The following is a 21,081-nucleotide window of genomic DNA, read 5'->3' as shown; positions in this document are numbered from 1 at the left end:
GCGAAAAACTAGTGAAAATGACACATGAATCTCGAATACATATAATTAACCCATTGATTATGAATAATTTAAATAGTTGGCATAGTTATCGCTTAGACATTGACATATATTCAATTTATCGAAGCTAACGATAAAGGCTAACAGGGTAAACATAAGGAGTTTTCAATGGCTGTATTACGCTTAATATTCAACATAGCTTGGTTTGTACTCGGCGGATTTGTAATGGGACTCGCTTGGTGGCTTGCAGGTATCCTGTGTTTTATCAGTATCATTGGTATTCCCTTCGGCCGCGCCTGTTTTGTTATCGGCGAAATGACCTTTTGGCCCTTCGGCCAAGAACAAATGAACCGTCGCCACTTAACTGGACGTGAAGACTTGGGCACAGGTGCATTAGGCATGGTAGGAAATATCATTTGGTTCTTACTGTTTGGGATCTGGTTAGCCATAGGGCATTTGGTCCACGCCTTAGCTTGTTTTGTGACGATTATCGGTATTCCCTTTGGGATACAGCATCTTAAATTGGCTTTACTCAGCCTCACACCGATAGGCCAAACCGTAGTGGCTAAAGCTTAATAAGACAATGTGTTAACTGCGCTATTCACTCTCGATTATTTGGTTTCAAGAGTGGATAGCGCTTTGTCATCCCATACAGCAAATATCGCTTCGTTTAAGGCTATTTCTTCCTCCAATAAATCGTTGCAATCATATTGAGTATTGGCAGGCTCACTATCCACAGAAAACTGCACTTGCAGCTTAGTCGCCCCCACAATGTCCAACAGATAATGCGCCAGTTTTGCGGGTGCATCTATAGCGGCATCGTGACCACAATACGCGAGTACAATCAAATCGGTGTAAAAATGCCGTGCTAACGCCTTACTCGATGCCATACTCACCAGCGCATCACGGTCACCGCAGAGCACAGTTATCGGTACTTCCACTGTCAATGGACATTGGTATTGAAAAGCCGCCCAAAGTTGTCGCCATACATTGCGTCTACTTGGTGTGGTATCGCGGCGAAACTCACTCCACTTGACAATTAAATCTCGGTCTCGCCGATGACGAAAACTGGTTAAACGCACTATAGTCGACTCGATTGGATGTAAAGCGTCACCCCGAGCCCGCATGAAAAAAGCCTTCAATGCATTCAGCGGGTTAAATCTTTGATACCAAGACGATAAATTCGCCGCACTGCTGTTTAATACAAAGACATGCCTTATCTGCCAAGGTCGCTGGCATGCCATTTCCAGCGCCAACATACCGCCCATAGACAAGCCGAGGAGATAAATAGTCTCCCCTTCCTGTGCCTGCTCATCCAATTGCTGCCACACGGCATGGGCATAATCGGCAATCTTAAGCGGACTTAATTCGTGGGATAGCGTCCCATTGCCCGGAAGATCCGGTGTCAGCACTCGCAATCCCTTTTGTCGCAGACGCTGATCGAAACCATTCCAATGGCGCTGATCACGCATTAATCCCCTTAATAACACCCAAGTGGTCATGACTGAGACTCCCGATACCAATAATGCCGTGCGCACTCTGTCAGCTCAGTCAAACGTTCAGGTGTTAACTGCTCTAACGATTGGGCATAGGCCGCTTCCATCATAAATTGCATGAGTACTGTATGCCTGCGTAAAATCCTGTGGTGACGATGTGTTTTTTGTGGATTAAAAAAGCCAGCAAAATTAAATATTTGTCTAGGATTCTTCTTTATCCATGCCCAAGATCCCATCTCTAATGTCAAAGGTAAAAATGGCACCTGAGCAGAAGGATCAGCCACTTGGTGCTGGCGATAGAGATAATCCCAAATATCACCATGAGTGCGATAAAACTGGCTCTGCGGCGCCAACCGATAATGGCCATGATGGGGATAACTCTGTTCAAATAATTGTTTTAGATGAAAAATATAATTGGCATTTTCGAAGGCGGTACGGGTATGGGCGTAGGGGAACCAGATATGATCACTCAAACCAAATCCCGAGTGGGCATCGAGCGAAATCAAACTTGTGCTGCGACTCAACAGTTGTTGTACATAGGCAACTAAGCCCGCCGTTTCCAGCTCCATTCCCCCAATACCGCGATACCAGGGCAGCCGTGACGATATACGCTGTCCTCCCACCATAAAGGACACTTTTTCACGGGATTCTATCGGAGCGTTACGCATCAAATCCACTTGATTGCCATTGCCCCGCGTTCCCATGAATAACCCAACAGGATTCACTACAGGTACAAAAGCTAACCGCAGGCCCGTTAACATCTGTTGTAGGTGTTTATCCCAAACAAGCCGCTGCAACAAACTGTTCAACAATGCCAGAATAACTTGAGATCCAATACGTTCAACCCCGTGCACGCCACCCACAAAGAGTACCGTCGGACAAGGCGTATCTGTACCACCTAACTCAACACTGTAAAGGGGGAAATGCTCTTGGCGGAATGGAATGTCGGCAAGGATCTGATAATCCAACTTAAGATGATGAGTATCAATGAGTTGCTGCAGCGTATCTAACTCAAATGGAAGCTCGAAAGGAAGTTTCTTCATGTCACCTTAATCAATAAAATGAGAGAACAACTCATGCCGTTAAAGTGATACTAATATTGAACAAAGACACAATGATGACAAACTGCATATCAGAAGTGACTTTACGGGGAAATAAGCGGAAAAATAGCGGGTAAAACAAAGAATAAACCATCCTAAAACCCTACATTAGTCTTCACGATAAAGTAGCTCTCCAATGATGGTTTCTACGTCAACCTGCGCTAAGCCTTGGTCAACAATATCTCGCCAACGCCGTCCCTCTTCTGTATTACGAAACGCGACATAGAGCTGCTTATTCGCCAGAATTTGCCGATTTATTTGCAACTTTGTCGCCAGCGGCTGTAAGGGCTTTTGCTTGAGTAAATAGTGCAGAACGTTAACATCAATCACCGCGGCATCAATCCGACCTGCGGCAACTTTTTTGACATTATGCTCATCCGAAGTCACAGCTTCAGTCCGCTGAACACCAGAAACGATCATGCGATCTAAGGCCTGAGTATTCACATAATCTTTCACCACACCTAAGGTATAGCGATTAAGATCTTCAATATAATTCCAACTTACTGGATGGGACTTTTGCTCCACCAGCCCCAATGGACTTTCGCCAATCGGTTTTGAAAAGATAAACTTTTCAGTCTCTACATAGTATTCAGGAAAATAACCTATGTAGTCAGAGTTCGGCATAGTCGTAAGTTTGACAGCGCGGCTCCACGGATAAAAATCCACTTTTAACTGATGTCCCATGACGTTCAGCGCCGCCCGTACCACGGCAATACTGGCACCCTGCTCCGTTAATTGCTCTCCTGAATAAGGCGGCCAAAGTAAAGAAGTAAGCATTAAGGTATCCGCTTTAGCTACGCTCAATCCCATAAAGGAAAGACAATACACAAGGAGCATTGAACGCCATCGAACCATTTAGTACTCCTTTGCCTGCATGGATTTACGACTACATCATCGACAACTCAACGCTTTCGTTTTTATCTGCCGAGATTTTATGACTGGTTAGATTTTATGACTAGTTTTAGTATAGCCATCAAGCCACAGTGGGGAAGTGAAGTTTTGTTACAATTAGAATAACGACATTAGCAGCAAAAGCTAACTCAAAGTACAGCTTGGCTTGATGGTATGACTCGCCGACTTTTTCATTAGCCAATTAGCTTGTTCGTTTATCTGCTAACCGAAATAACTAGACAGAATAAAATTCAAGCCGCATTGCGCGGCTTGAAAGTCAAAAAAGCACACTCGCAAAATCACATCACTTAAGCATTAATATCTTCATATAACTCTTGATACATCAGCTCGCGCATTTTGAATTTCTGAATTTTTCCCGTCACTGTCATTGGATACTGATCCACAAACTTGATATAACGCGGCACTTTAAAGTAGGCGAATTTCTCGGTGAGAAAATGACGAATATCTGCCTCTGTAATCGCGGAGCCTGAGCGGACTTTGATCCAAGCACACACTTCCTCGCCGTATTTATCGCTTTGAACGCCAAAGACCGCCGCATCCTGCACATCTTTATGGGTGTAAAGTTTCTCTTCAATCTCACGGGGATAAATATTCTCGCCGCCGCGAATAATCATATCTTTAATGCGCCCCACAATTTGCACATAACCTTGCTCATCCATTTGGCCAATATCGCCCGAATGTAGCCAGCCTTGACTGTCTATGGTTGCCGCCGTTTTCTCAGGATCATTCCAATAACACTGCATAATGCAATAACCACGACTACAGACTTCGCCAGGTTGATTAATTGGCAGCACTTCGCCAAATTCATCGACAATTTTTACTTCGGTATGGGGTAAAGCACGGCCAACGGTGAGAACGCGTTTCTCTACGGGTGAGTCGATTTCAGTAATGTGATTGAGCGGACTGCACTCAGTCTGACCATAACCAATCAGCACTTCCTTCATATACATCAGGTTTTGTACACGTCGCATCACTTCTTCAGGACAAGTTGCCCCCGCCATCACACCGGTACGTAAGGAACTCAAATCAAAACGAGCAAATTCGGGGTGTTCCAACTCGGCAATAAACATGGTCGGTACGCCATGCAAAGCAGTGCAACGCTCTTGCTCAATCACTTGCAATGTCGTCAGTGGATCGAAGGATTCTCCGGGGAACACAGCAGCTGCGCCTTTAGCTATGCAGACTAAACTGCCGAGTACCATGCCAAAACAATGGTATAAAGGCACTGGAATACAGAGTTTATCGTGACAGGTAAACTTCATCGCCTCTGCGACTAAATAGGCATTATTCAATATGTTATGATGGGATAAGGTCGCACCTTTAGGGCTGCCCGTCGTGCCAGAGGTAAACTGGATATTAATCGCATCGTACGGGCTTAATTCCTTAGCAATACTCTCGAGCATTATCCTGTCTGCGGCGGTCACATCAACGATCAAGTCATCAAAATTCAACATACCGACGGATTTCTCTGCGCCCATACGGATCACAAATTCAAGCTCAGGTACGGCTTTAGCTTGTAATTTACCCGCTGGGCAAGAGGTTAGCTCAGGCGCCAATTCATATAGCATCTCAAGATAATTGCTGGATTTAAACTTATCAGCACAAATTACCGCACGGCAACCCACGTTACTCAGCGCGTATTGCAACTCTTCAGGACGATACGCAGGATTAATACACACCATGATGGCGCCAATTTTAGCGGTCGCATATTGAGTTAAACACCACTCGATATTGTTAGGCGACCAAATCCCTACCCTATCACCAGACTTAATACCGAGTTTTAATAGTCCTGTGGCGAGCGCATCGATTTGGGCAAGATATTGGCGGTAATTCCAGCGGATATGTTGATGGTGTACGACGACAGCTAATTGGTCGGGATACATTGCCGCAATCTCATCAAGATATTGACCTATGGTCTTCTCAACGAGTTTCGGTGATGACTCGCCTCTAAACTCGCTAACGTTGAGCGGGCTTATAACTTGGCTTGTAGGAACTGACATTAAGGCCTCCGTGCATTTATTATTATGGTTAGCGAGGTCCAAACTAACCAATCCACGGATCATGTCACAAGTAAAAAAGCACTTTATTAGACTAAAGAGTAAGACAAACTATTAGATAACAATCCATTAAAGCCCAGTGTTAACGGCTGATAAACTCAAAATGAGCACTCGACTTAGGCACATTTAAGCTTTGTAACCGCTCAACAATGGCCAGTAACACGCCTTGGCGACGCATATTTTCTAACACGCCGGGGCTAAAAACCTCGAGTCGCGTCATGGCCGTCAACAGCAACTTACATTGTGCGATGCTCGCATCACGAATATAGGCAGGTTTATCGACTAAGTAACTGTTGTTATACCAATAGTCCCAAGTGAAATTAGCCAATAACCAACCTTGCGTTGTCAGGTCATTAATAAATTCCAGCATTCGCTCATGACTTAAGATCACATCACCCGCCGTAAAATCCTTAAGATATTTAGTGTATAAGCCACAATCGGATGTCATTGTTGAAGTCCCCATAACACACCTCACAGGTTTTGGTTGCCTCTGCTGCCACTACTTGTACGACACCAGTCACAAACCGAGATCGAATTTGACGCTTTGCCTTATAAACACGAATTTGCATAAGGCATACCAAATAAGATTGCTGTCAACAGGCTAAGCCACCTTATCTGAACGGAAACTTAATCAAACTCACAATATTTGATATGGGTGACGAACTGGGGTATTCGACAAAATTCAGATAAACTCAGCGGTATTGAAGCGCTTAACGGCAACTATGAGTAAAGGAAACAAGATGAACTACTGGCTTATGAAATCGGAACCCGACGAATTCAGCATAGATGATCTTAAGGCTTGCCCTAACCAAACCGAAGCTTGGCATGGGATCCGTAACTATCAGGCGCGTAACTTTATGCGCGATGAGATGCAGATTGGGGACAAGGTATTTTTTTACCATTCAAGCTGCAAAGTGCCCGGTATTGTCGGCATAGCAGAAGTCGTGACAAATGCGTATCCCGACAGCACAGCCTTCGATCCCGAATCGAAGTATTTCGACCCTAAGTCAGATCCAACCAAACCAAGATGGCTGCGAGTGGATATCCGCTTTGTCGAAAAATTTAACGAGATTATACCCTTAAGTTTGATAAAAAGTTTACCCCAACTGGCGGACATGTATTTAGTCTCTAAGGGGTCAAGACTCAGTATCCAACCTGTGACCGCCGAACAATGGCAAGCTGTACTCATGTTAACCCGCTAGAAAGCAATCTTGAGCTAGAACGTTCAGCTATAGTTCATTTCGCATCGCCTATTGTTGGCCACATCCAGCATTGGACACAACATCAACTCAATGCCCCTTAGGAGTACAGATGAATAAATTGACCTCAGTGGTAATCACAGGACTTGTCCTCAGCTTAACGATGTCCATCTCAACCTTTGCTAAAGATGACCATGAGCACCACAAAAAGGATAAAAGTCTACCGCCGGGATTACAGAAAAAAGTTGACCAAGGTCAGCCACTGCCACCCGGTTGGCAGAAAAAACTCCAGCGTGGTGATGTGCTTGAGCATGATATTTATGATCGCGGCCGCATCGTAGTGCCCTTAGACAGAGATGGCATCATTAGCATTCAAGTCGAAGGTGCACTAATCAAACTCGATAATAACAGCCGTAAAATCCTCGATATCGTCAATATCATTACCGATTAACTTCCCATGACAAAATGGCATTTATAACTGACACATTTACAACTACGCCCAGCGCTTATCTGGGCGTAGTTGTACTTCTTAATACTGCTTTCATCTATCAAAAAACGTTGTCTGTAAGACAATTTATCATCCCAGTCCTCACTCAATAACGTTCTAACTTACAATAAAGCAACATATTGATATTTATCATATCTTTACTATCTGGCTATTGGTCGTAAATTGGCTAAATGCTAGACTCATGCAGGGTGAAAAGAGATCGAACAGAACAAGATAAGTGTCACCTAAAAATACTCATGCGGCTAAGGCAAAATCTTAATTGAATTCATAGCATCCCGATAATGACCGTAGACTAACGCTGGATTTTTGATAATGGAAAACACCTCACTTCAACGGGTTAAGCAGGCAATTATTGCGGGGTTCTGGGCATCACTCGCCAGTATTTCTGTGGGTTTTCTATTTAAACTCTGGCTAGCACAATGGGTTGCCAAAGCCGATCTAGCGCTCTATCACACAGTGATCGACATTATCTCACTGTCGCTAATCCTAATGACGGGATTTCGCTCCTCTATGGTGGTGACCTACTCCCAGACCAAGCAAGATGTGGATATTACCAATATATTCCGCTACAGCTTGATCGCTATGGTATTACTGACATGGGGCTTAGTTTTACCCTATATCAAACACAAACTTCAGCTCAATGTAGAATATTTTCAATTGGTTGGGATTATTCTGAGTATGGGGCTCAAGGTCTATTTTACCAATCAAATTGCCATGTACCGGCTATATGCCATCTCCAATAGAGTCACTTGGTTAGAGCCGCTCGCGCAAGTGACTAGCTTTTTATTATGTTTCTACGGCTTAAAACAAACCGCCATTGCATCACTCTTTTACAGCATGACACTGTCATCGCTCATCGTTGCCTTATATATGTACTTAAAACGGCGCAAAGATATTGCCACTCCGCCCTTAAGTGCAGTGCATTTTGATACGGGTTTACGCAGTTTTATGAAGAAAAGCCTGACGGCGTCCATGGAAGCGGGGGCCAGTATCTTGATGATTTACATCACCGTACTGCTGACTATTGCCTATTTCAGCATAGATGAACTGGGTGATTTCCAAGTGGTGGTGCGGCCGATGATCACTTACCTCACCCTGCTTTTTGTCTTTCCCATCTACCGTTTTGTGCTGCCCGAAGTCGCAGTGTGCGTACGAGAAAAACGCTTTGACGAAGTGCAACAAATTAAGTCATGGCTGACGAAAGTTTCTTTGTGGATCAGCGGTATTTTTTTTGTCGTTATGGTTTTTGCGAGCAAGCCGTTAGTCGCTTGGTTATTCCCCGAGCAATACATTAAAGCGGCTCCAGTATTAATGCATTTCTCCATGTTTTTTATATTTATGATGCTCAATGGCTACCAGCTTGCTTATATCAAAGCTCATGGCTACTTTACTCAAAGTCTACTTATTCGCCTTGCTGGTATCGCAGTACTGGTCGGTACTTTCTACGCTTACCGCCTGTATACGGAGAATGTCGTCGCGGTGATTTTAGCCTTAGGCACGGGCTATTTGATGATGTATCTCATATCTAAACTAGTTGAAAGACGCATTCAGCAAAACCTTAACAACGGCGAAAATGCTTAAAACGATAAAGGAAATGAGAGGTTTCAACTAAAAAGGCATCCCAGAGGATAGTCTGGAATGCCTTAAGAGAAGACAGCATGTCAGCTTATCATTTAGCGCCCATCGAGCATGCGACCAAGACCTCCGAGTACAGAGCCTTCTCCGCGATCACTGCCTCCCGCAGATGGGGCATGGGCGATAATGCGATCCGCCATACGTGAGAATGGCAAGCTTTGTAGCCAAACCGTCCCGTGGCCTTTGAGTGTGGCTAAAAACAAACCTTCACCGCCAAAGACCATAGACTTTAATGAGCCTGCACGCTCTATGTCGTAATCAATCCCTGAGGTAAATGCAACAAGACAACCGGTGTCAACTCTTAAGGTTTCACCTTTTAGTTCTTTTTTCACTAAGGTGCCACCCGCATGGATAAACGCCATACCATCGCCCTGTAGGCTTTGCAGAATAAATCCTTCGCCACCAAAAAATCCCGTACCTAAGCGGCGATTAAATTTCATCGTCACGCGTGTACCTAAAGCCGCAGCCAAAAAACTGTCTTTCTGACAGATAAGCTCACCACCATGTTCGGCCAAGTCGATCGCTAGGATAGTGCCAGGATAAGGGGCGGCAAAGGCGACTTTACGTTTTTGATTGCCTTGGTTGGTAAAGTGAGTCATAAAAATGCTCTCACCTGTCAATGCCCGTTTACCCGCGCCCACCAACTTGCCAAAAAAGCCTGACTCAGGCTCAGAGCCATCGCCCATTTTGGCCTCAAAGCTAATATCTTGCTCTAGATAATTCATCGCGCCCGCTTCAGCGACCACGGTTTCGTTAGGATCGAGTTCCACTTCAACCAACTGCATACTGTGGCCGATAATTTCATAATCCACTTCATGACAACGTCTAGACATACTGTTCCCCTTAACTGTCAGTTCCTTGTTACTATCCTTTAGATTGACCCCGATGGACGACTCTTTACCTATCGCGGCTCAATTTCACTCTTCATCTCGACCTTAATCTAGATCTAAGCTCAGTCTGAATTTAGGCCTTATTTTAACTCTCAATCCAAACCTTCATCTGACCTAGGCATTAATCTATGACATAAAATGTCAAAATGCGATTATTTTATGCGGTAACTTGTATCAAAAGATGACAAGCGAAGACTTATCAACCCAAACCCACACCATTAAACTGCTCAGCCTTAGCAAACTCCTCTAATATCAACTCGGTAAAAAGTTGTCCCGCACGGCCTAACGGACGCTCTAAGGTCGAGACGAGTTGTGGAATAAACGTAAAACGACTGCCACCGACGAAGTCGATTTCAACTAATTCGCCCTTAGCTAACTCTTCTTGCACTAAAAAGTCCGGCAACCAGCCAAAACCTAAGCCTTTTAACAAAGCGTTCTTTTTCATGATAAAGCCAGAAAGATAAAACACTTTATCGCCGCCAAATTGCATTTCATCGCGGTAACTTTTATTGGGTGAAGAGTCTTCGATAGTTAATTCCACATGTTGCTGCAGCTCAGACAAACTAATTTCGCGAATAAAAGACAAAGGATGCGAAGCACTGGCTACCAGTACGCTAGTAATTGCAGGCAACGGCTGCGGATGGTAGTAGGGGCCAGTGCGATAATCTTTCACTAACATCAAGTCAGCATTATCACGCTCGAATCTGTGTTGTACACCGCCTAAAAACTCCATATTCAGCTGAATTTTAGTGGGGATCTGATGTTCAGCCATGCGCTTTAAGGCCGTCATGATAGGCTCCATCGGTAAGGCACCGTCTATCACTAGCTCTAGCTTTGGCTCCCAGCCTTCACTGAAACGACTGGCAAGATGTTCAATGTTTGCAAGGTGTTGCAGTAATCTTTGTCCCTCGGCCAAAATCACGCGGCCCTCTTGCGTCAGCTCAGCACGATATTGCTCACGGCTAAAAAGTTGCACGCCTAGGTGCTCTTCTAACTTTTTAACTTGATAACTCACCGCCGATTGCGCTTTGTGTAATCGCTCCGCCGCCTTGGCAAAACTGCCCTCTTCCACCAGCACTTGCAGCACATTAAAAGCATCAATATCGATGCGCATGGTCACTCCTTGGCTCTAATGAACATGTCACGGAAACACTACGATTCGTAAAGATTAGAATACCATCTAATTTTTAGATTGAGACAACGGATTTATTATTCTTTTTTTTGTTCATTCAAGCAACTAAATTGATAACAAGATCACATAACCATAACGACAAGCGAAGTAGAGCTAATCTCACGCCGCTGTAAAAACCAAGGATCCTCCATGCCATTTTATGTGAAACAAGGCCAGATTCCCCATAAGCGCCATATCGCATTTGAAAAGGAAAACGGCGAGCTTTACCGTGAAGAACTGTTCTCAACCCATGGTTTTTCCAATATTTATTCCAATAAATATCACCACAACATGCCAACCAAAGCATTAGAAGTAGCGCCCTACAGCCTAGGCCATGGTGCCAATTGGGAAGATTCGCTGGTCCAAAACTATAAACTCGATTCCCGCGATGCCGACCGTGAAGGTAATTTTTTCAGTGCCCGCAACAAGATTTTTTATAACAATGACTTAGCACTGTATACCGCCAAAGTCACCGCCGATACCGACGAGTTTTACCGTAACGCCTATGCCGATGAAGTGGTTTTTGTCCACGAAGGCGAAGGCACACTCTACAGCGAGTACGGCACGATTAAGGTCCAAAAGTGGGACTATCTCGTGATCCCACGTGGTACCACTTATCAACTAAAATTCAACGATTACAGCAATGTGCGACTTTTCGTCATCGAGTCATTCTCTATGGTGGAAGTGCCTAAGCATTTCCGTAACGAGTATGGTCAGCTATTAGAATCAGCACCTTACTGCGAGCGCGATTTGCGCGTACCTACATTGCAAGAGGCTGTGGTTGAGCGCGGCGCCTTCCCCTTAGTGTGTAAGTTTGGCGATAAATACCAACTCACCACGCTTGAATGGCATCCCTTTGATTTAGTGGGTTGGGATGGCTGCGTTTACCCTTGGGCATTCAACATCACAGAATACGCACCAAAGGTAGGCAAAATCCATCTCCCCCCTTCTGATCACTTAGTATTTACCGCCCATAACTTTGTGATTTGTAACTTCGTACCGCGCCCCTACGATTTCCACCCTAAATCGATTCCGGCGCCTTATTACCACAACAACATAGATAGCGACGAAGTCTTGTATTACGTCGATGGCGACTTTATGAGCCGCACGGGCATTGAAGCGGGTTACATGACCTTACATCAAAAAGGTGTGGCCCACGGACCACAACCGGGCCGCACTGAAGCCTCGATTGGCAAAAAAGAAACCTATGAATATGCAGTGATGGTGGACACGTTCGCCCCACTGAAATTAACCGAACATGTACAAAATTGCATGAGCAAAGACTACAACCGCTCTTGGCTAGAAGGCTAGCCCCAAGCCACCAGCACTCCCATGCGGGAGTCATTAGAGTGACGGCGTGTTGCACTAAAATAACGAGGAAAACATCATGGCAAGCGAACTAAATCCACTGGGCTTATTAGGTATCGAATTCACTGAATTCGCCAGCCCTGATACTGATTTTATGCACAAAGTCTTTATCGACTTTGGTTTTTCTCTGCTGAAAAAAGCCAAGAACAAAGACATCCTGTACTACAAACAGAATGACATTAATTTTCTGCTCAACACTGAGCGCGAAGGTTTCTCAGCTAAGTTTGCTAAATCCCACGGCCCAGCCATTTGTTCTATGGGCTGGCGTGTAGAAGATGCCGGCTTTGCCTATCGCGTTGCCGTTGAACGTGGTGCAAAACCCGCCGATGATGCCAACAAAGATCTGCCTTATCCTGCGATTTACGGCATTGGCGACAGCTTAATTTATTTCATCGACACCTTTGGCGCAGGTAACAATATCTATGCCGCTGATTTTGAAGATTTAGACGAGCAAATTATCACCCAAGAGAAAGGCTTTATCGAGGTCGATCACTTAACCAACAACGTCTACAAAGGCACAATGGAACATTGGGCTAACTTCTATAAAAACATTTTTGGTTTTACTGAAGTGCGCTACTTTGACATCAGCGGCGTACAAACCGCGCTAGTGTCCTACGCCCTGCGTTCGCCCGATGGCAGCTTCTGTATCCCGATTAACGAAGGTAAAGGCAGCGATAAAAACCAAATTGATGAATATCTGAAGGAATACAATGGCCCTGGTGTGCAACATTTAGCCTTTAGAAGCCGCGATATCGTTAAATCTCTGGATGCGATGGAAGGCAGTTCAATCCAGTGCCTAGACATCATCCCTGAATACTACGACACCATTTTCGACAAGTTGCCTCAAGTGACTGAGAATCGTGAGCGCATCAAACATCACCAAATTTTGGTGGATGGTGATGATACAGGCTATTTATTGCAAATATTTACTAAAAACCTGTTTGGACCGATTTTCATCGAAATCATCCAACGTAAGAATAACTTAGGTTTTGGTGAAGGCAACTTTACTGCCCTGTTTGAATCAATTGAACGGGACCAAATGCGCCGCGGCGTACTGTAAATTGTCATCCAACTAATAAAAAACGGTACGCACTGCGTACCGTTTTTCTTTCTACGAATATCTATATCGTCATCTAAATCACTATCAGCTTTGACACCAATCACTCGGCTTTAACTTTCCTGCGCTAGTCCACATCGATAGGTTTGATAACTTTACAAGGGTTCCCCGCCGCCACACAGTTCGCGGGAATGCTCTTATTCACTACACTACCAGCACCAATGACACAATTATCACCAATGGTCACACCGGGCAGTACAGAGACGTTTCCGCCTAGCCAAACATTATTGCCGATTTGAATTGGCGCGCCGTATTCCGTCGTTTGCCGCGCGATAGGATTAATAGGATGCGTTGCGGTAGAAATCATCACATGGGGACCAAACATCACATTATCGCCAATCGAGACGGAGCAAACATCTAATATGGTTAGATTATGATTGGCGTAAAATTGTTTACCAATATGGATGTTATAGCCGTAATCACAAAAGAAATTAGGCTCAATATGGGCACAGTGTTGAATATCAAGCAGGCCACGAAGATGCTCCATTCGGGCATCAAGTAAAGTCGGTTCGGCCAGATTAAACTGATGACAAATGGATTTCGCCCGCATCCGCTCAGCCAATAACTCATCATCCCAAGCCTTATAGGGCTGGCCCGCCAACATTTTTTGTTTCTCAGTCATCGTATTGTCAACATTCAGTCCATGATGACCTAACCCTAACAATCGATTGATGAAAGTTCAAGAACTGCCTCATATGCTCTTGAATGAACTACCCGTCTTGCTGACAGAACATTTAGCTAATAGCCAATGTGAGTCACATTCAAGCATTAAATCTCAATCGAGACAAAGGTCATTGCCTTTGTTCGTCATCACAATAGAGTTCTGCAAATAAATACACTAGACACAAACTGTTCAGCGGCATGACAGGATTTGTCCAAATCATCCGGCTGTGACGCCCTGCTTCACCGAAGATTTCAAGCAATAAATCCGAAGCCCCATCGAGTGCTTTAGGATGTTCAAAGCAAGATTGATGCACATTTAGCACCCCTTCCAAGCGGTAAATTTGTTTTATCCGCGAAAGCTCACCGCAAGCCTGTTTCAATTGGGCAATAGCATTAAGGGTAGCAAGACGACAGGCTGCGTAGCCTTCGCTCACAGTATGATCGGCGCCCAATTGTCCTTGATACTGAAGCTCGCCCTCTAAATAGGGAAACTGACCCGAGGTCATTAACTGACTGCCAACAATTGAATAGGGTTCATAATTTCCAAGAGCCGCAGCAACCTCAGGTAGTTCAAGCCCAGCCGCCACTAGCCGCGATTCAGGTGTGATCATCATAATGTCACCTCCTGAGATGAGGCATTCGCAGGATTAAGCAGCGGGGCTAACCAAGTCGTCAAATGTTGAGGATTGACTGTCAGCCAGTTCGCAGCGGCCTCATCTTCCGTCATTCCTTGTCGATTAACCGCATAATCGAGTTCTGCAACCATTTGATTCGATAATACTATGTTATCAAGCACCTGAATTTGTGCGGGCGAGAAATTAACCGCTAACTCGCGTTCACGGGCGAGCAATACCGCTTTATCTTTTCCCCCGAGTAAACCTTTAGGGTCCTGAAGATCGCGAATACCGTATTGATGGTGTAAAAATTGTGGATGCCACAAAGGAACGATCACCCAATCGTTTACCGCTACGGCAGACTCAAAAGCGGCGACACAGTCGGCCTGAGTGCCTGTTCTAAATTGATAACCTGCCGCCGTTAATCCATATTGCGTCATAATATTTTTAGAAAATCGCGTGATCCCCGCCCCCTCACCAATCCCTTGAATGATGGGCCGCATACGTTGCTGCACGTCAGGTTTGAGTAAATCCTCAATGCTCGACACTTGCTCAGCAGGCACATAATCGGGTACGCCCCAGAGCGCATAGGGCTCATAATGCAGCCCGAGTTGCCGCGTAGCAACTCGCTCTTCGACACCTTGTCGATAAATCCCATGGCTATGGGGCAGCCATGCTGAACACAGCATATCCACTTTGCCTTCACCTAGCTGCTCAAAATTAGCCTCGTGCAATGCATAGCTTCGTTGAACCTCTTTGCCCATAATCCCTATCACATGGGCCACCACAGCGGCGGTGACGCGATGAAAACTTAAGTCTGTCACTCCCATGCGAATCATCGGCTTACCCTGTGAGCTCTCCATATTTGTACTCGTATTCAATGAATTCATACCTATCACACCTCGAGGAAATAATGCCAATGATGCCAAACTGCCCAATCCCAACGTTTGCAATAATTGCCTTCTGAAGACATTAATCTCCGCCATGTTCAGGCTCCTTGGTGTCTAAAATAGTGAGCCTATCCATCACAATTCCTACGATGGCGTTGTCCTTTGCATAGGGAAATATCATCTCTACTTTGATGCCATTAGGATCTTCAAGGAACAACTGATGCTCACCAATCTCAGGCACAATTCGTTCCTGAAAAATCATCCTCTGCTGGCATAAATGCTGCTGCATCTGGTGTAAATCCGTACCACGAAACGACAAATGGTCAACACGTCCCGAGCCATAAATATTTCTGCTTTCCCCTAAGTAGGCATCTAGCGCCTGATCGCCCGCTTCCACTAAATGCAAAATGGGCTTATTTGAGGCATAGAGCCAATGTCCAGGAAAACCAAACTGTGGCCGCCAACCTAATTTCAATCCAAGGATGACTTGATAAAACAACAGCGTTTCAACCAGTTTGGGCGTTCTGATGGTAAAGTGATCCAATCCGTTTATGTTCATATTGTCATCCTCTGGCAGTACTGACTCGGTATAACCAAGTGCGAATCCAAACCGTTTTAATCCGCAAAAATCGTGTGAATAAATTCAGTTCAGATAAGCACTTGGCGTAAGGTTATAAAATTAATTGATGAGATTAATTGTTCGGATTAATTACCACGAACGCCCGCCGCTAACGGCTTAAAACGGAAAATATAATAAGGTGGACTGTTTTCAGCTTTGCCATTATTTAATGGTGCCGATAACGGTAATTGCGCAGCCCCAGAGTACAAATAACCTTGCTTGCCATAACTCACACCGTCGGGCCAAACCATACGCTCATCATGGACATAAGTGCGATACTGGCGAGAATCAGCAGGGATCACGCCAATGGCCCGCTCTCCCACTTCCGTTAGATATAAATTATTCGCTTCATCAATACTTAAGCCACCGTTGTCGGGTTTATCGGCATAAGCCTCCACTTTGGCAGAGAGTGCCGCAGGCGTTAACGAAGGATTGATGAGATCTGTCATCCGCACACGGTAAACTTTGTCTTTATTCATCGGGGCAAAGTAGAGCCATGTTTGATTTTTATCTAAAGCAATGCCATCGGCACCCACATAGACTTCAATCTGCTTTCTATCTTTTGAGTCTTTATCGATAATCAGTGGCCGCTGTAAGTCTGGCATCACACTGTTATCACCCTGTAATAGGCGCCGACTTTTCCCTGTATTTAAGTCCACAACCACCAGCGCAGCCTTTTCACCAATGGGACCCGTGCCAATCCCCTCATCGGCAATCACAATCGCTTGATGTCGAGATGAGATAACAAAGTCATTATGTTGTGACTCAGGAAGAGAGACTGGCGCGGGCAAATGAATAATGCGATCTAATTGGTTTTTCTTGGTATCCCACGCCACTAATTTAGGCTCAATACGTGGCGTCTGCTGGCCAGAGTCTAATAGCCACACTCTGTCTTGATCGTCGGTTCGCAGCCCCAACACCCAATTAAGGCAAGTGTCAGGTTCTTTCGCTTTACCCTGCGGATCATGGCATTGCTGCCAATCCGAATTAGGAAATGGCTTAGTACTACCATCCGCTAAAAGCTCGGCTACCTTAATATTAGGTTGATAGAAAGGGTGATAACTAAACATTAATCGATCATCTGATGTGAAAGTAATACCGCCCACAGCCCCATCAAGTTCGGCAAAGACTTCCATTTTTGCCAGCGGCTCAGTCTGTGTCGCCCATGAGTGAGAACACAACAAACTGCTTGCCAGTAGAGTAAAAACCTTTGATAACATTGGGTATGTAATGCGCGTAGATAATATGGTCATCTTCATTCCTCCTAACGTGGGCCAGCTAAAAGCGTTAAACTTGCTTCGCCTAATCTATGCTGCCAAAGATAGAATCCCACCAAAGCGGGTGTTGATCCCTTGTCTATCGGCAACTGCGCCACATCCAAAGCATGCACTGTCCATACATAACTGTGTTCACGTCCCTCTGGTGGACAAGGTCCAAAGAATCCAGGTTTACCTAAATCGGTATTAGCTTCAATGGCACCACTAGGTAGCGCTCCGCCATTCACACCACCTGCGAGAGTCGACACCTGTGCCGGAATGTCATACACAACACGGTGCCAAAAACCACTGCCAGTAGGCGCATCTTTGTCATATAAAGTGACAGCAAAGCTCTTGGTACCGGCAGGTACATTTTGCCAAGTTAAACGCGGCGCAATATTTTCGCCCGAACAACCAAATTGATTCCAATAATACTCAGGAGGGAACCTTGAATTATCAGCTAAATTACTTTCGAGACTAAACGCAGAGGCACTGTCGTCAGCCATAACGTAATTAATACTGGCGGCCAAAGCGACAGTCACCAAGAGAGTCTTTTTAAAAGAGGAGAAATAAGGCGATTTCATAATATGCTGAACCCATTTTTGAACTGTCCTAGAACAGTCATTAACCATTGATTTGAGAATGTGGGTTAGCATATCAATCAAATTATGATTGATAAGGCGCATTTGGTTGATATGAGTTTCAAAAAATATTGGATAATCTCAACATGCTTCTCAGTTATTTTTAGGTTATGGTACTTTCAGCAAAAATAATGCAAAAAAGTAACAACCAAACGACTAAGATATGTTCTTAATACAATAATATAACGAGGATTCGCTATGATTAAAGCGGCTTATCAACCTTGGTTTCCCGTGAACAGAAACCTAAAGCCACACCCGAACCTGAGTTGCAGATTAGACCATTTATCTTTAACCATACTGTGGCAGGAACTTGATAACGATGCATTCACAATGGAATTGTATTTCCCAACGATTTCAGGAATACAAGTAATTGATGAGTCAAGTTATCAAACCTTCTTAGATAACATAAGTGATAAATTTAGTAATATTCAACATGATGATAAAAGCAATACGCCATTCCCTATTGATTCAGATTTAAATATCACGAATCAATCCAATGCCGATTATTTTTCTTTACCTTGGCCAATATGGAAGTCGGTAAAAAATGCACGCCGTCCTTATTATGGTGACTTAGGCGAACATATTTACCAAGACCTATACAGTTATTATATGGTGGGCGCCGATAGTGTCTACTTGATCGATACTGATGTAGAACCTACAGTCAATGTCTTATCTTGTTAACTATGAGGTTAATCGCTGTTAACCGAACAACTGCAGAATTAATCACAATGGGGTTAGTGAGCATATTGTTAATAATAACTACAGTATGCTTTTTGCGTGAAATATCGCCAGCCAACACAACCGATTACATTTAAAGAGAGCAAGTTCAAAATAAGCAGATTGGCTAAATCCGCCGTTTTCATTACACTATCGGCCTTCTCATCTTCACCCAAGAATGACCAAACCATGCCTGATTTTGCCTTACTCGCTGTGTTTATCCCGACTTTTTTCTTTGTTTCTATCACGCCGGGCATGTGCATGACACTCGCCATGACACTGGGCATGAGTATAGGTGTGCGCCGCACCCTGTGGATGATGTTGGGTGAACTGGTTGGGGTGGCGTTAGTGGCCACGGCCGCCGTGATGGGCGTTGCCAGTATCATGCTCAACTATCCCGAAATCTTTCAAATCTTCAAATGGGTTGGCGGAATTTATTTAGGCTTTATCGGCGTACAGATGTGGCGCGCGCGCGGCAAGATGGCCATATTAAGTGATGACGACACTAACCCCAGAGCCAGCAATTTTACCTTGATCTCTCAAGGCTTTATTACCGCCATTGCCAATCCTAAAGGTTGGGCATTTATGGTGTCGCTATTGCCCCCTTTTATCAATGCCGAGCGCGACGTCGCGCCGCAGCTCCTCGCCTTACTGAGCATTATCATGGTGACCGAATTTACCTCTATGCTCGCCTACGCCAGTGGTGGCAAAAGCCTGCGCATCTTCTTGAGCCGTGGTGATAATATTCGCTGGTTAAACCGCATTGCGGGCAGCCTAATGATAGGCGTAGGAGTTTGGTTAGCCATGAGCTAACGGTTTGAACTAACCGCTTAAATGTAACCCGTTCTACCTAAAATGAGCCCAATAAAGTCCTGTTAACGCGGTCTTTATGAAGGCGCTTTTTTGTAGGGCAACACATCCTGCATCTGCGCCATATATTGCTGCATTTGCAGTGTTTCTTGCTCAACAAAGTCGGCAATCGCCGCCTTAAATCCCAAATGGGCGATGTTATGGTAGGAATACATTGCTACGGGTTCAAAGCCTCGCAGCACCTTATGTTCCCCCTGCGCGCCCGCATCAAACACTTGAAACTCATGTTCAATACAATATTGAATACCTTGGTAATAACAGGCCTCAAAATGTAAACCGTCGAGCTCAACCGTCGTCCCCCAATAACGACCATATAAGCATTTCTGCCCTCGGGTATTCTCACCTTTTAAATACAAGGCGCCAGCGACCATCTCGCCCTTTGCATCTTCAACCACCAAGAGTAGGACTTGCGCAGCGAGTTGTGCCCCCAACTGCTGAAAAAAGGTTGGCGTTAAATAGCCGCGATGACCGGAGCGTTTAAGGTAAGTTAATTGATAACACTCGATAAACGTCTGCCATTGCGAAGCGGTGATCAGCTCCCCTTCGACAAACTGAAACTTAAGATTAAAAGGCTGTAACTGCGCCCGCTCCTTCAAGATATTTTTACGCTTACGGGAACTAAAGCCTGCCAGAAAATCATTAAAATCCCGATAACCGCGATTATGCCAATGGAACTGAGTGCCTAAGCGTTTTAACAGCGAATTTGGCAAACTTTCAAATAACGGCGTTTGTGTTGGGGTAACAAACAGGCTGTGCCATGAGGTAATCGGGGTATTGCCCTGCTCTGGCCCATTAAGAATAGCTTCCTTAAGTACGAGATTATCCTGCGCTGATATTAGTCGGCGATTCAATGTCATCAGCAGTAATGCCGCCACGCGCAGTTGCTCGGCGCGCTCTACTGCGGGATGAATGCCCATCCGTTGACCTTGCACTGGGGTAAAAGGGATCGCATTCACCCATTTGGGATAGTAATCGAGCCCATGGCGCTCATAGGCTTCGGCCCACGCCCAATCGAACACATACTCACCGTAGGAGTGGGATTTTTGGTACAAGGGCATGACGGCAATAAGTGGGAACTGATTGAAGTGCTTAGCCGTTTGCACACTGATAAACCCTCCTTCAGCCAAAAGTGACAAGCTTTTATCCTTACTGGCGACATCATTTAATGTGTCACCCGCATCGAACACGCATAAATGTCGAGGCGTCCAACCGGTTGCAGTGCAAGCGGAGCGGCTTTGCTCGAGTGCCAACAGAAACTCATGGCGGCAAAAGGGATTCGCCTTACCCATGGCAGCATTCCACGCACTGGCCGAAATATCCGACATTGAGCTCGCAAAAGCCAAGATAAGCTGTCTCATTGG

General features: G+C 45.0%; 22 protein-coding genes. 8 read left to right on the top strand and 14 right to left on the bottom strand.

What is annotated here, in order from left to right; all coding sequences use genetic code 11:
* Positions 1–165 precede the first annotated feature (165 nt).
* Positions 166–573: a YccF domain-containing protein gene (locus GWI56_RS17860; RefSeq protein ID WP_028759602.1), complete on the top strand. Its 408-nt coding sequence runs from the start codon at positions 166–168 to the stop codon at positions 571–573.
* A gap of 35 nt (positions 574–608) precedes the next feature.
* Here the strand turns inward: GWI56_RS17860 and GWI56_RS17855 are convergent, their stop codons facing one another.
* From GWI56_RS17855 to GWI56_RS17835, 5 genes are all read right to left on the bottom strand, one after another.
* Entirely contained in the window at positions 609–1,499 is an 891-nt protein-coding gene (locus GWI56_RS17855) for an alpha/beta hydrolase (protein ID WP_198573684.1), read from the bottom strand.
* Positions 1,496–2,536, bottom strand: a complete 1,041-nt coding sequence (locus GWI56_RS17850) for a M14 family metallopeptidase (RefSeq protein ID WP_198573683.1) — start codon at positions 2,534–2,536, stop codon at positions 1,496–1,498. The genes GWI56_RS17855 and GWI56_RS17850 overlap by 4 nt, the downstream gene beginning before the upstream one ends.
* Positions 2,537–2,701: 165 nt before the next feature.
* Positions 2,702–3,448: a transporter substrate-binding domain-containing protein gene (locus tag GWI56_RS17845; protein WP_198573682.1), complete on the bottom strand. Its 747-nt coding sequence runs from the start codon at positions 3,446–3,448 to the stop codon at positions 2,702–2,704.
* A 344-nt stretch (positions 3,449–3,792) separates the two neighbouring features.
* Complete coding sequence (locus GWI56_RS17840; protein WP_198573681.1) at positions 3,793–5,505, bottom strand: AMP-binding protein; 1,713 nt, start codon at positions 5,503–5,505, stop codon at positions 3,793–3,795.
* Between the two features lie 139 nt (positions 5,506–5,644).
* A complete protein-coding gene (locus tag GWI56_RS17835) occupies positions 5,645–6,025 on the bottom strand; it encodes a DUF6508 domain-containing protein (protein ID WP_168827411.1) in 381 nt (126 codons plus the stop codon).
* Between the two features lie 277 nt (positions 6,026–6,302).
* On the opposite strand from GWI56_RS17835, the gene GWI56_RS17830 reads away from it, so the two are divergent.
* From GWI56_RS17830 to GWI56_RS17820, 3 genes are all read left to right on the top strand, one after another.
* Positions 6,303–6,764, top strand: coding sequence for an EVE domain-containing protein (locus tag GWI56_RS17830; RefSeq protein WP_105252186.1), 462 nt, complete (start codon positions 6,303–6,305; stop codon positions 6,762–6,764).
* Positions 6,765–6,873: 109 nt separating this feature from the next.
* Positions 6,874–7,212 (top strand): hypothetical protein, encoded by a 339-nt coding sequence (locus GWI56_RS17825; protein ID WP_173244223.1) that lies wholly within the window; start codon positions 6,874–6,876, stop codon positions 7,210–7,212.
* Between the two features lie 369 nt (positions 7,213–7,581).
* On the top strand, positions 7,582–8,850 hold the full coding sequence (locus GWI56_RS17820; RefSeq protein WP_173244220.1) for a hypothetical protein: 1,269 nt from the start codon (positions 7,582–7,584) through the stop codon (positions 8,848–8,850).
* 92 nt (positions 8,851–8,942) lie between these two features.
* Here the strand turns inward: GWI56_RS17820 and GWI56_RS17815 are convergent, their stop codons facing one another.
* Positions 8,943–9,737 (bottom strand): TIGR00266 family protein, encoded by a 795-nt coding sequence (locus tag GWI56_RS17815; protein ID WP_113940919.1) that lies wholly within the window; start codon positions 9,735–9,737, stop codon positions 8,943–8,945.
* A gap of 256 nt (positions 9,738–9,993) precedes the next feature.
* Positions 9,994–10,908, bottom strand: coding sequence for a LysR family transcriptional regulator (locus tag GWI56_RS17810; protein ID WP_115334369.1), 915 nt, complete (start codon positions 10,906–10,908; stop codon positions 9,994–9,996).
* Positions 10,909–11,115: 207 nt separating this feature from the next.
* Here GWI56_RS17810 and GWI56_RS17805 point away from each other — a divergent pair, with 207 nt between their 5' ends.
* Both GWI56_RS17805 and hppD read left to right on the top strand, forming a co-directional pair.
* Entirely contained in the window at positions 11,116–12,276 is a 1,161-nt protein-coding gene (locus GWI56_RS17805) for a homogentisate 1,2-dioxygenase (protein WP_198573680.1), read from the top strand.
* A 76-nt stretch (positions 12,277–12,352) separates the two neighbouring features.
* Entirely contained in the window at positions 12,353–13,393 is a 1,041-nt protein-coding gene (gene hppD, locus GWI56_RS17800) for a 4-hydroxyphenylpyruvate dioxygenase (protein ID WP_113940921.1), read from the top strand.
* Positions 13,394–13,517: 124 nt separating this feature from the next.
* Here the strand turns inward: hppD and GWI56_RS17795 are convergent, their stop codons facing one another.
* The 6 genes from GWI56_RS17795 to GWI56_RS17770 form a co-directional block, all read right to left on the bottom strand.
* The gene (locus GWI56_RS17795; protein WP_131525027.1) at positions 13,518–14,072 is read right to left on the bottom strand and encodes a sugar O-acetyltransferase; all 555 of its coding nucleotides are present in this window, start codon (positions 14,070–14,072) and stop codon (positions 13,518–13,520) included.
* 169 nt (positions 14,073–14,241) lie between these two features.
* Complete coding sequence (locus tag GWI56_RS17790) at positions 14,242–14,727, bottom strand: Atu1372/SO_1960 family protein (protein WP_198573679.1); 486 nt, start codon at positions 14,725–14,727, stop codon at positions 14,242–14,244.
* Positions 14,724–15,713, bottom strand: a complete 990-nt coding sequence (locus GWI56_RS17785; RefSeq protein WP_242068440.1) for a glycine betaine ABC transporter substrate-binding protein — start codon at positions 15,711–15,713, stop codon at positions 14,724–14,726. Before GWI56_RS17785 ends, GWI56_RS17790 begins: the two co-directional genes overlap by 4 nt.
* Entirely contained in the window at positions 15,700–16,176 is a 477-nt protein-coding gene (locus GWI56_RS17780; RefSeq protein ID WP_131525029.1) for a VOC family protein, read from the bottom strand. Before GWI56_RS17780 ends, GWI56_RS17785 begins: the two co-directional genes overlap by 14 nt.
* Positions 16,177–16,322: 146 nt before the next feature.
* Positions 16,323–17,489: a major royal jelly family protein gene (locus tag GWI56_RS17775; protein WP_242068439.1), complete on the bottom strand. Its 1,167-nt coding sequence runs from the start codon at positions 17,487–17,489 to the stop codon at positions 16,323–16,325.
* Between the two features lie 11 nt (positions 17,490–17,500).
* On the bottom strand, positions 17,501–18,034 hold the full coding sequence (locus GWI56_RS17770; protein WP_263168142.1) for a YbhB/YbcL family Raf kinase inhibitor-like protein: 534 nt from the start codon (positions 18,032–18,034) through the stop codon (positions 17,501–17,503).
* Between the two features lie 297 nt (positions 18,035–18,331).
* Between GWI56_RS17770 and GWI56_RS17765 the strand changes: the two genes are divergently transcribed.
* Together GWI56_RS17765 and GWI56_RS17760 are read left to right on the top strand one after the other, a co-directional pair.
* Positions 18,332–18,814 (top strand): hypothetical protein, encoded by a 483-nt coding sequence (locus GWI56_RS17765; protein WP_198573678.1) that lies wholly within the window; start codon positions 18,332–18,334, stop codon positions 18,812–18,814.
* Positions 18,815–19,039: 225 nt separating this feature from the next.
* Positions 19,040–19,663, top strand: a complete 624-nt coding sequence (locus tag GWI56_RS17760) for a LysE family translocator (protein ID WP_131525032.1) — start codon at positions 19,040–19,042, stop codon at positions 19,661–19,663.
* Between the two features lie 74 nt (positions 19,664–19,737).
* On the opposite strand, the gene GWI56_RS17755 is transcribed toward GWI56_RS17760, so the two are convergent.
* Complete coding sequence (locus tag GWI56_RS17755) at positions 19,738–21,078, bottom strand: GNAT family N-acetyltransferase (protein ID WP_198573677.1); 1,341 nt, start codon at positions 21,076–21,078, stop codon at positions 19,738–19,740.
* Between the last annotated feature and the right edge of the window lie 3 nt (positions 21,079–21,081).

Source organism: Shewanella sp. DW31 (genome assembly GCF_015767295.1).
In the GTDB taxonomy this organism is placed as follows: Bacteria; Pseudomonadota; Gammaproteobacteria; order Enterobacterales; family Shewanellaceae; genus Shewanella; species Shewanella oncorhynchi.
Note: the sequence above shows the minus strand (reverse complement) of the source record. Positions and strands in the feature narration are given on the sequence as shown.

Coding starts and splice junctions, on each gene's coding strand:
- GWI56_RS17860 (WP_028759602.1), top strand. CDS start 166: ATGGCTGTATTACGCTTAATATTCAACATAGCTTGGTTTGTACTCGGC.
- GWI56_RS17855 (WP_198573684.1), bottom strand. CDS start 1,499: ATGACCACTTGGGTGTTATTAAGGGGATTAATGCGTGATCAGCGCCAT.
- GWI56_RS17850 (WP_198573683.1), bottom strand. CDS start 2,536: ATGAAGAAACTTCCTTTCGAGCTTCCATTTGAGTTAGATACGCTGCAG.
- GWI56_RS17845 (WP_198573682.1), bottom strand. CDS start 3,448: ATGGTTCGATGGCGTTCAATGCTCCTTGTGTATTGTCTTTCCTTTATG.
- GWI56_RS17840 (WP_198573681.1), bottom strand. CDS start 5,505: ATGTCAGTTCCTACAAGCCAAGTTATAAGCCCGCTCAACGTTAGCGAG.
- GWI56_RS17835 (WP_168827411.1), bottom strand. CDS start 6,025: ATGGGGACTTCAACAATGACATCCGATTGTGGCTTATACACTAAATAT.
- GWI56_RS17830 (WP_105252186.1), top strand. CDS start 6,303: ATGAACTACTGGCTTATGAAATCGGAACCCGACGAATTCAGCATAGAT.
- GWI56_RS17825 (WP_173244223.1), top strand. CDS start 6,874: ATGAATAAATTGACCTCAGTGGTAATCACAGGACTTGTCCTCAGCTTA.
- GWI56_RS17820 (WP_173244220.1), top strand. CDS start 7,582: ATGGAAAACACCTCACTTCAACGGGTTAAGCAGGCAATTATTGCGGGG.
- GWI56_RS17815 (WP_113940919.1), bottom strand. CDS start 9,737: ATGTCTAGACGTTGTCATGAAGTGGATTATGAAATTATCGGCCACAGT.
- GWI56_RS17810 (WP_115334369.1), bottom strand. CDS start 10,908: ATGCGCATCGATATTGATGCTTTTAATGTGCTGCAAGTGCTGGTGGAA.
- GWI56_RS17805 (WP_198573680.1), top strand. CDS start 11,116: ATGCCATTTTATGTGAAACAAGGCCAGATTCCCCATAAGCGCCATATC.
- hppD (WP_113940921.1), top strand. CDS start 12,353: ATGGCAAGCGAACTAAATCCACTGGGCTTATTAGGTATCGAATTCACT.
- GWI56_RS17795 (WP_131525027.1), bottom strand. CDS start 14,072: ATGACTGAGAAACAAAAAATGTTGGCGGGCCAGCCCTATAAGGCTTGG.
- GWI56_RS17790 (WP_198573679.1), bottom strand. CDS start 14,727: ATGATGATCACACCTGAATCGCGGCTAGTGGCGGCTGGGCTTGAACTA.
- GWI56_RS17785 (WP_242068440.1), bottom strand. CDS start 15,713: ATGGCGGAGATTAATGTCTTCAGAAGGCAATTATTGCAAACGTTGGGA.
- GWI56_RS17780 (WP_131525029.1), bottom strand. CDS start 16,176: ATGAACATAAACGGATTGGATCACTTTACCATCAGAACGCCCAAACTG.
- GWI56_RS17775 (WP_242068439.1), bottom strand. CDS start 17,489: ATGACCATATTATCTACGCGCATTACATACCCAATGTTATCAAAGGTT.
- GWI56_RS17765 (WP_198573678.1), top strand. CDS start 18,332: ATGATTAAAGCGGCTTATCAACCTTGGTTTCCCGTGAACAGAAACCTA.
- GWI56_RS17760 (WP_131525032.1), top strand. CDS start 19,040: ATGCCTGATTTTGCCTTACTCGCTGTGTTTATCCCGACTTTTTTCTTT.
- GWI56_RS17755 (WP_198573677.1), bottom strand. CDS start 21,078: ATGAGACAGCTTATCTTGGCTTTTGCGAGCTCAATGTCGGATATTTCG.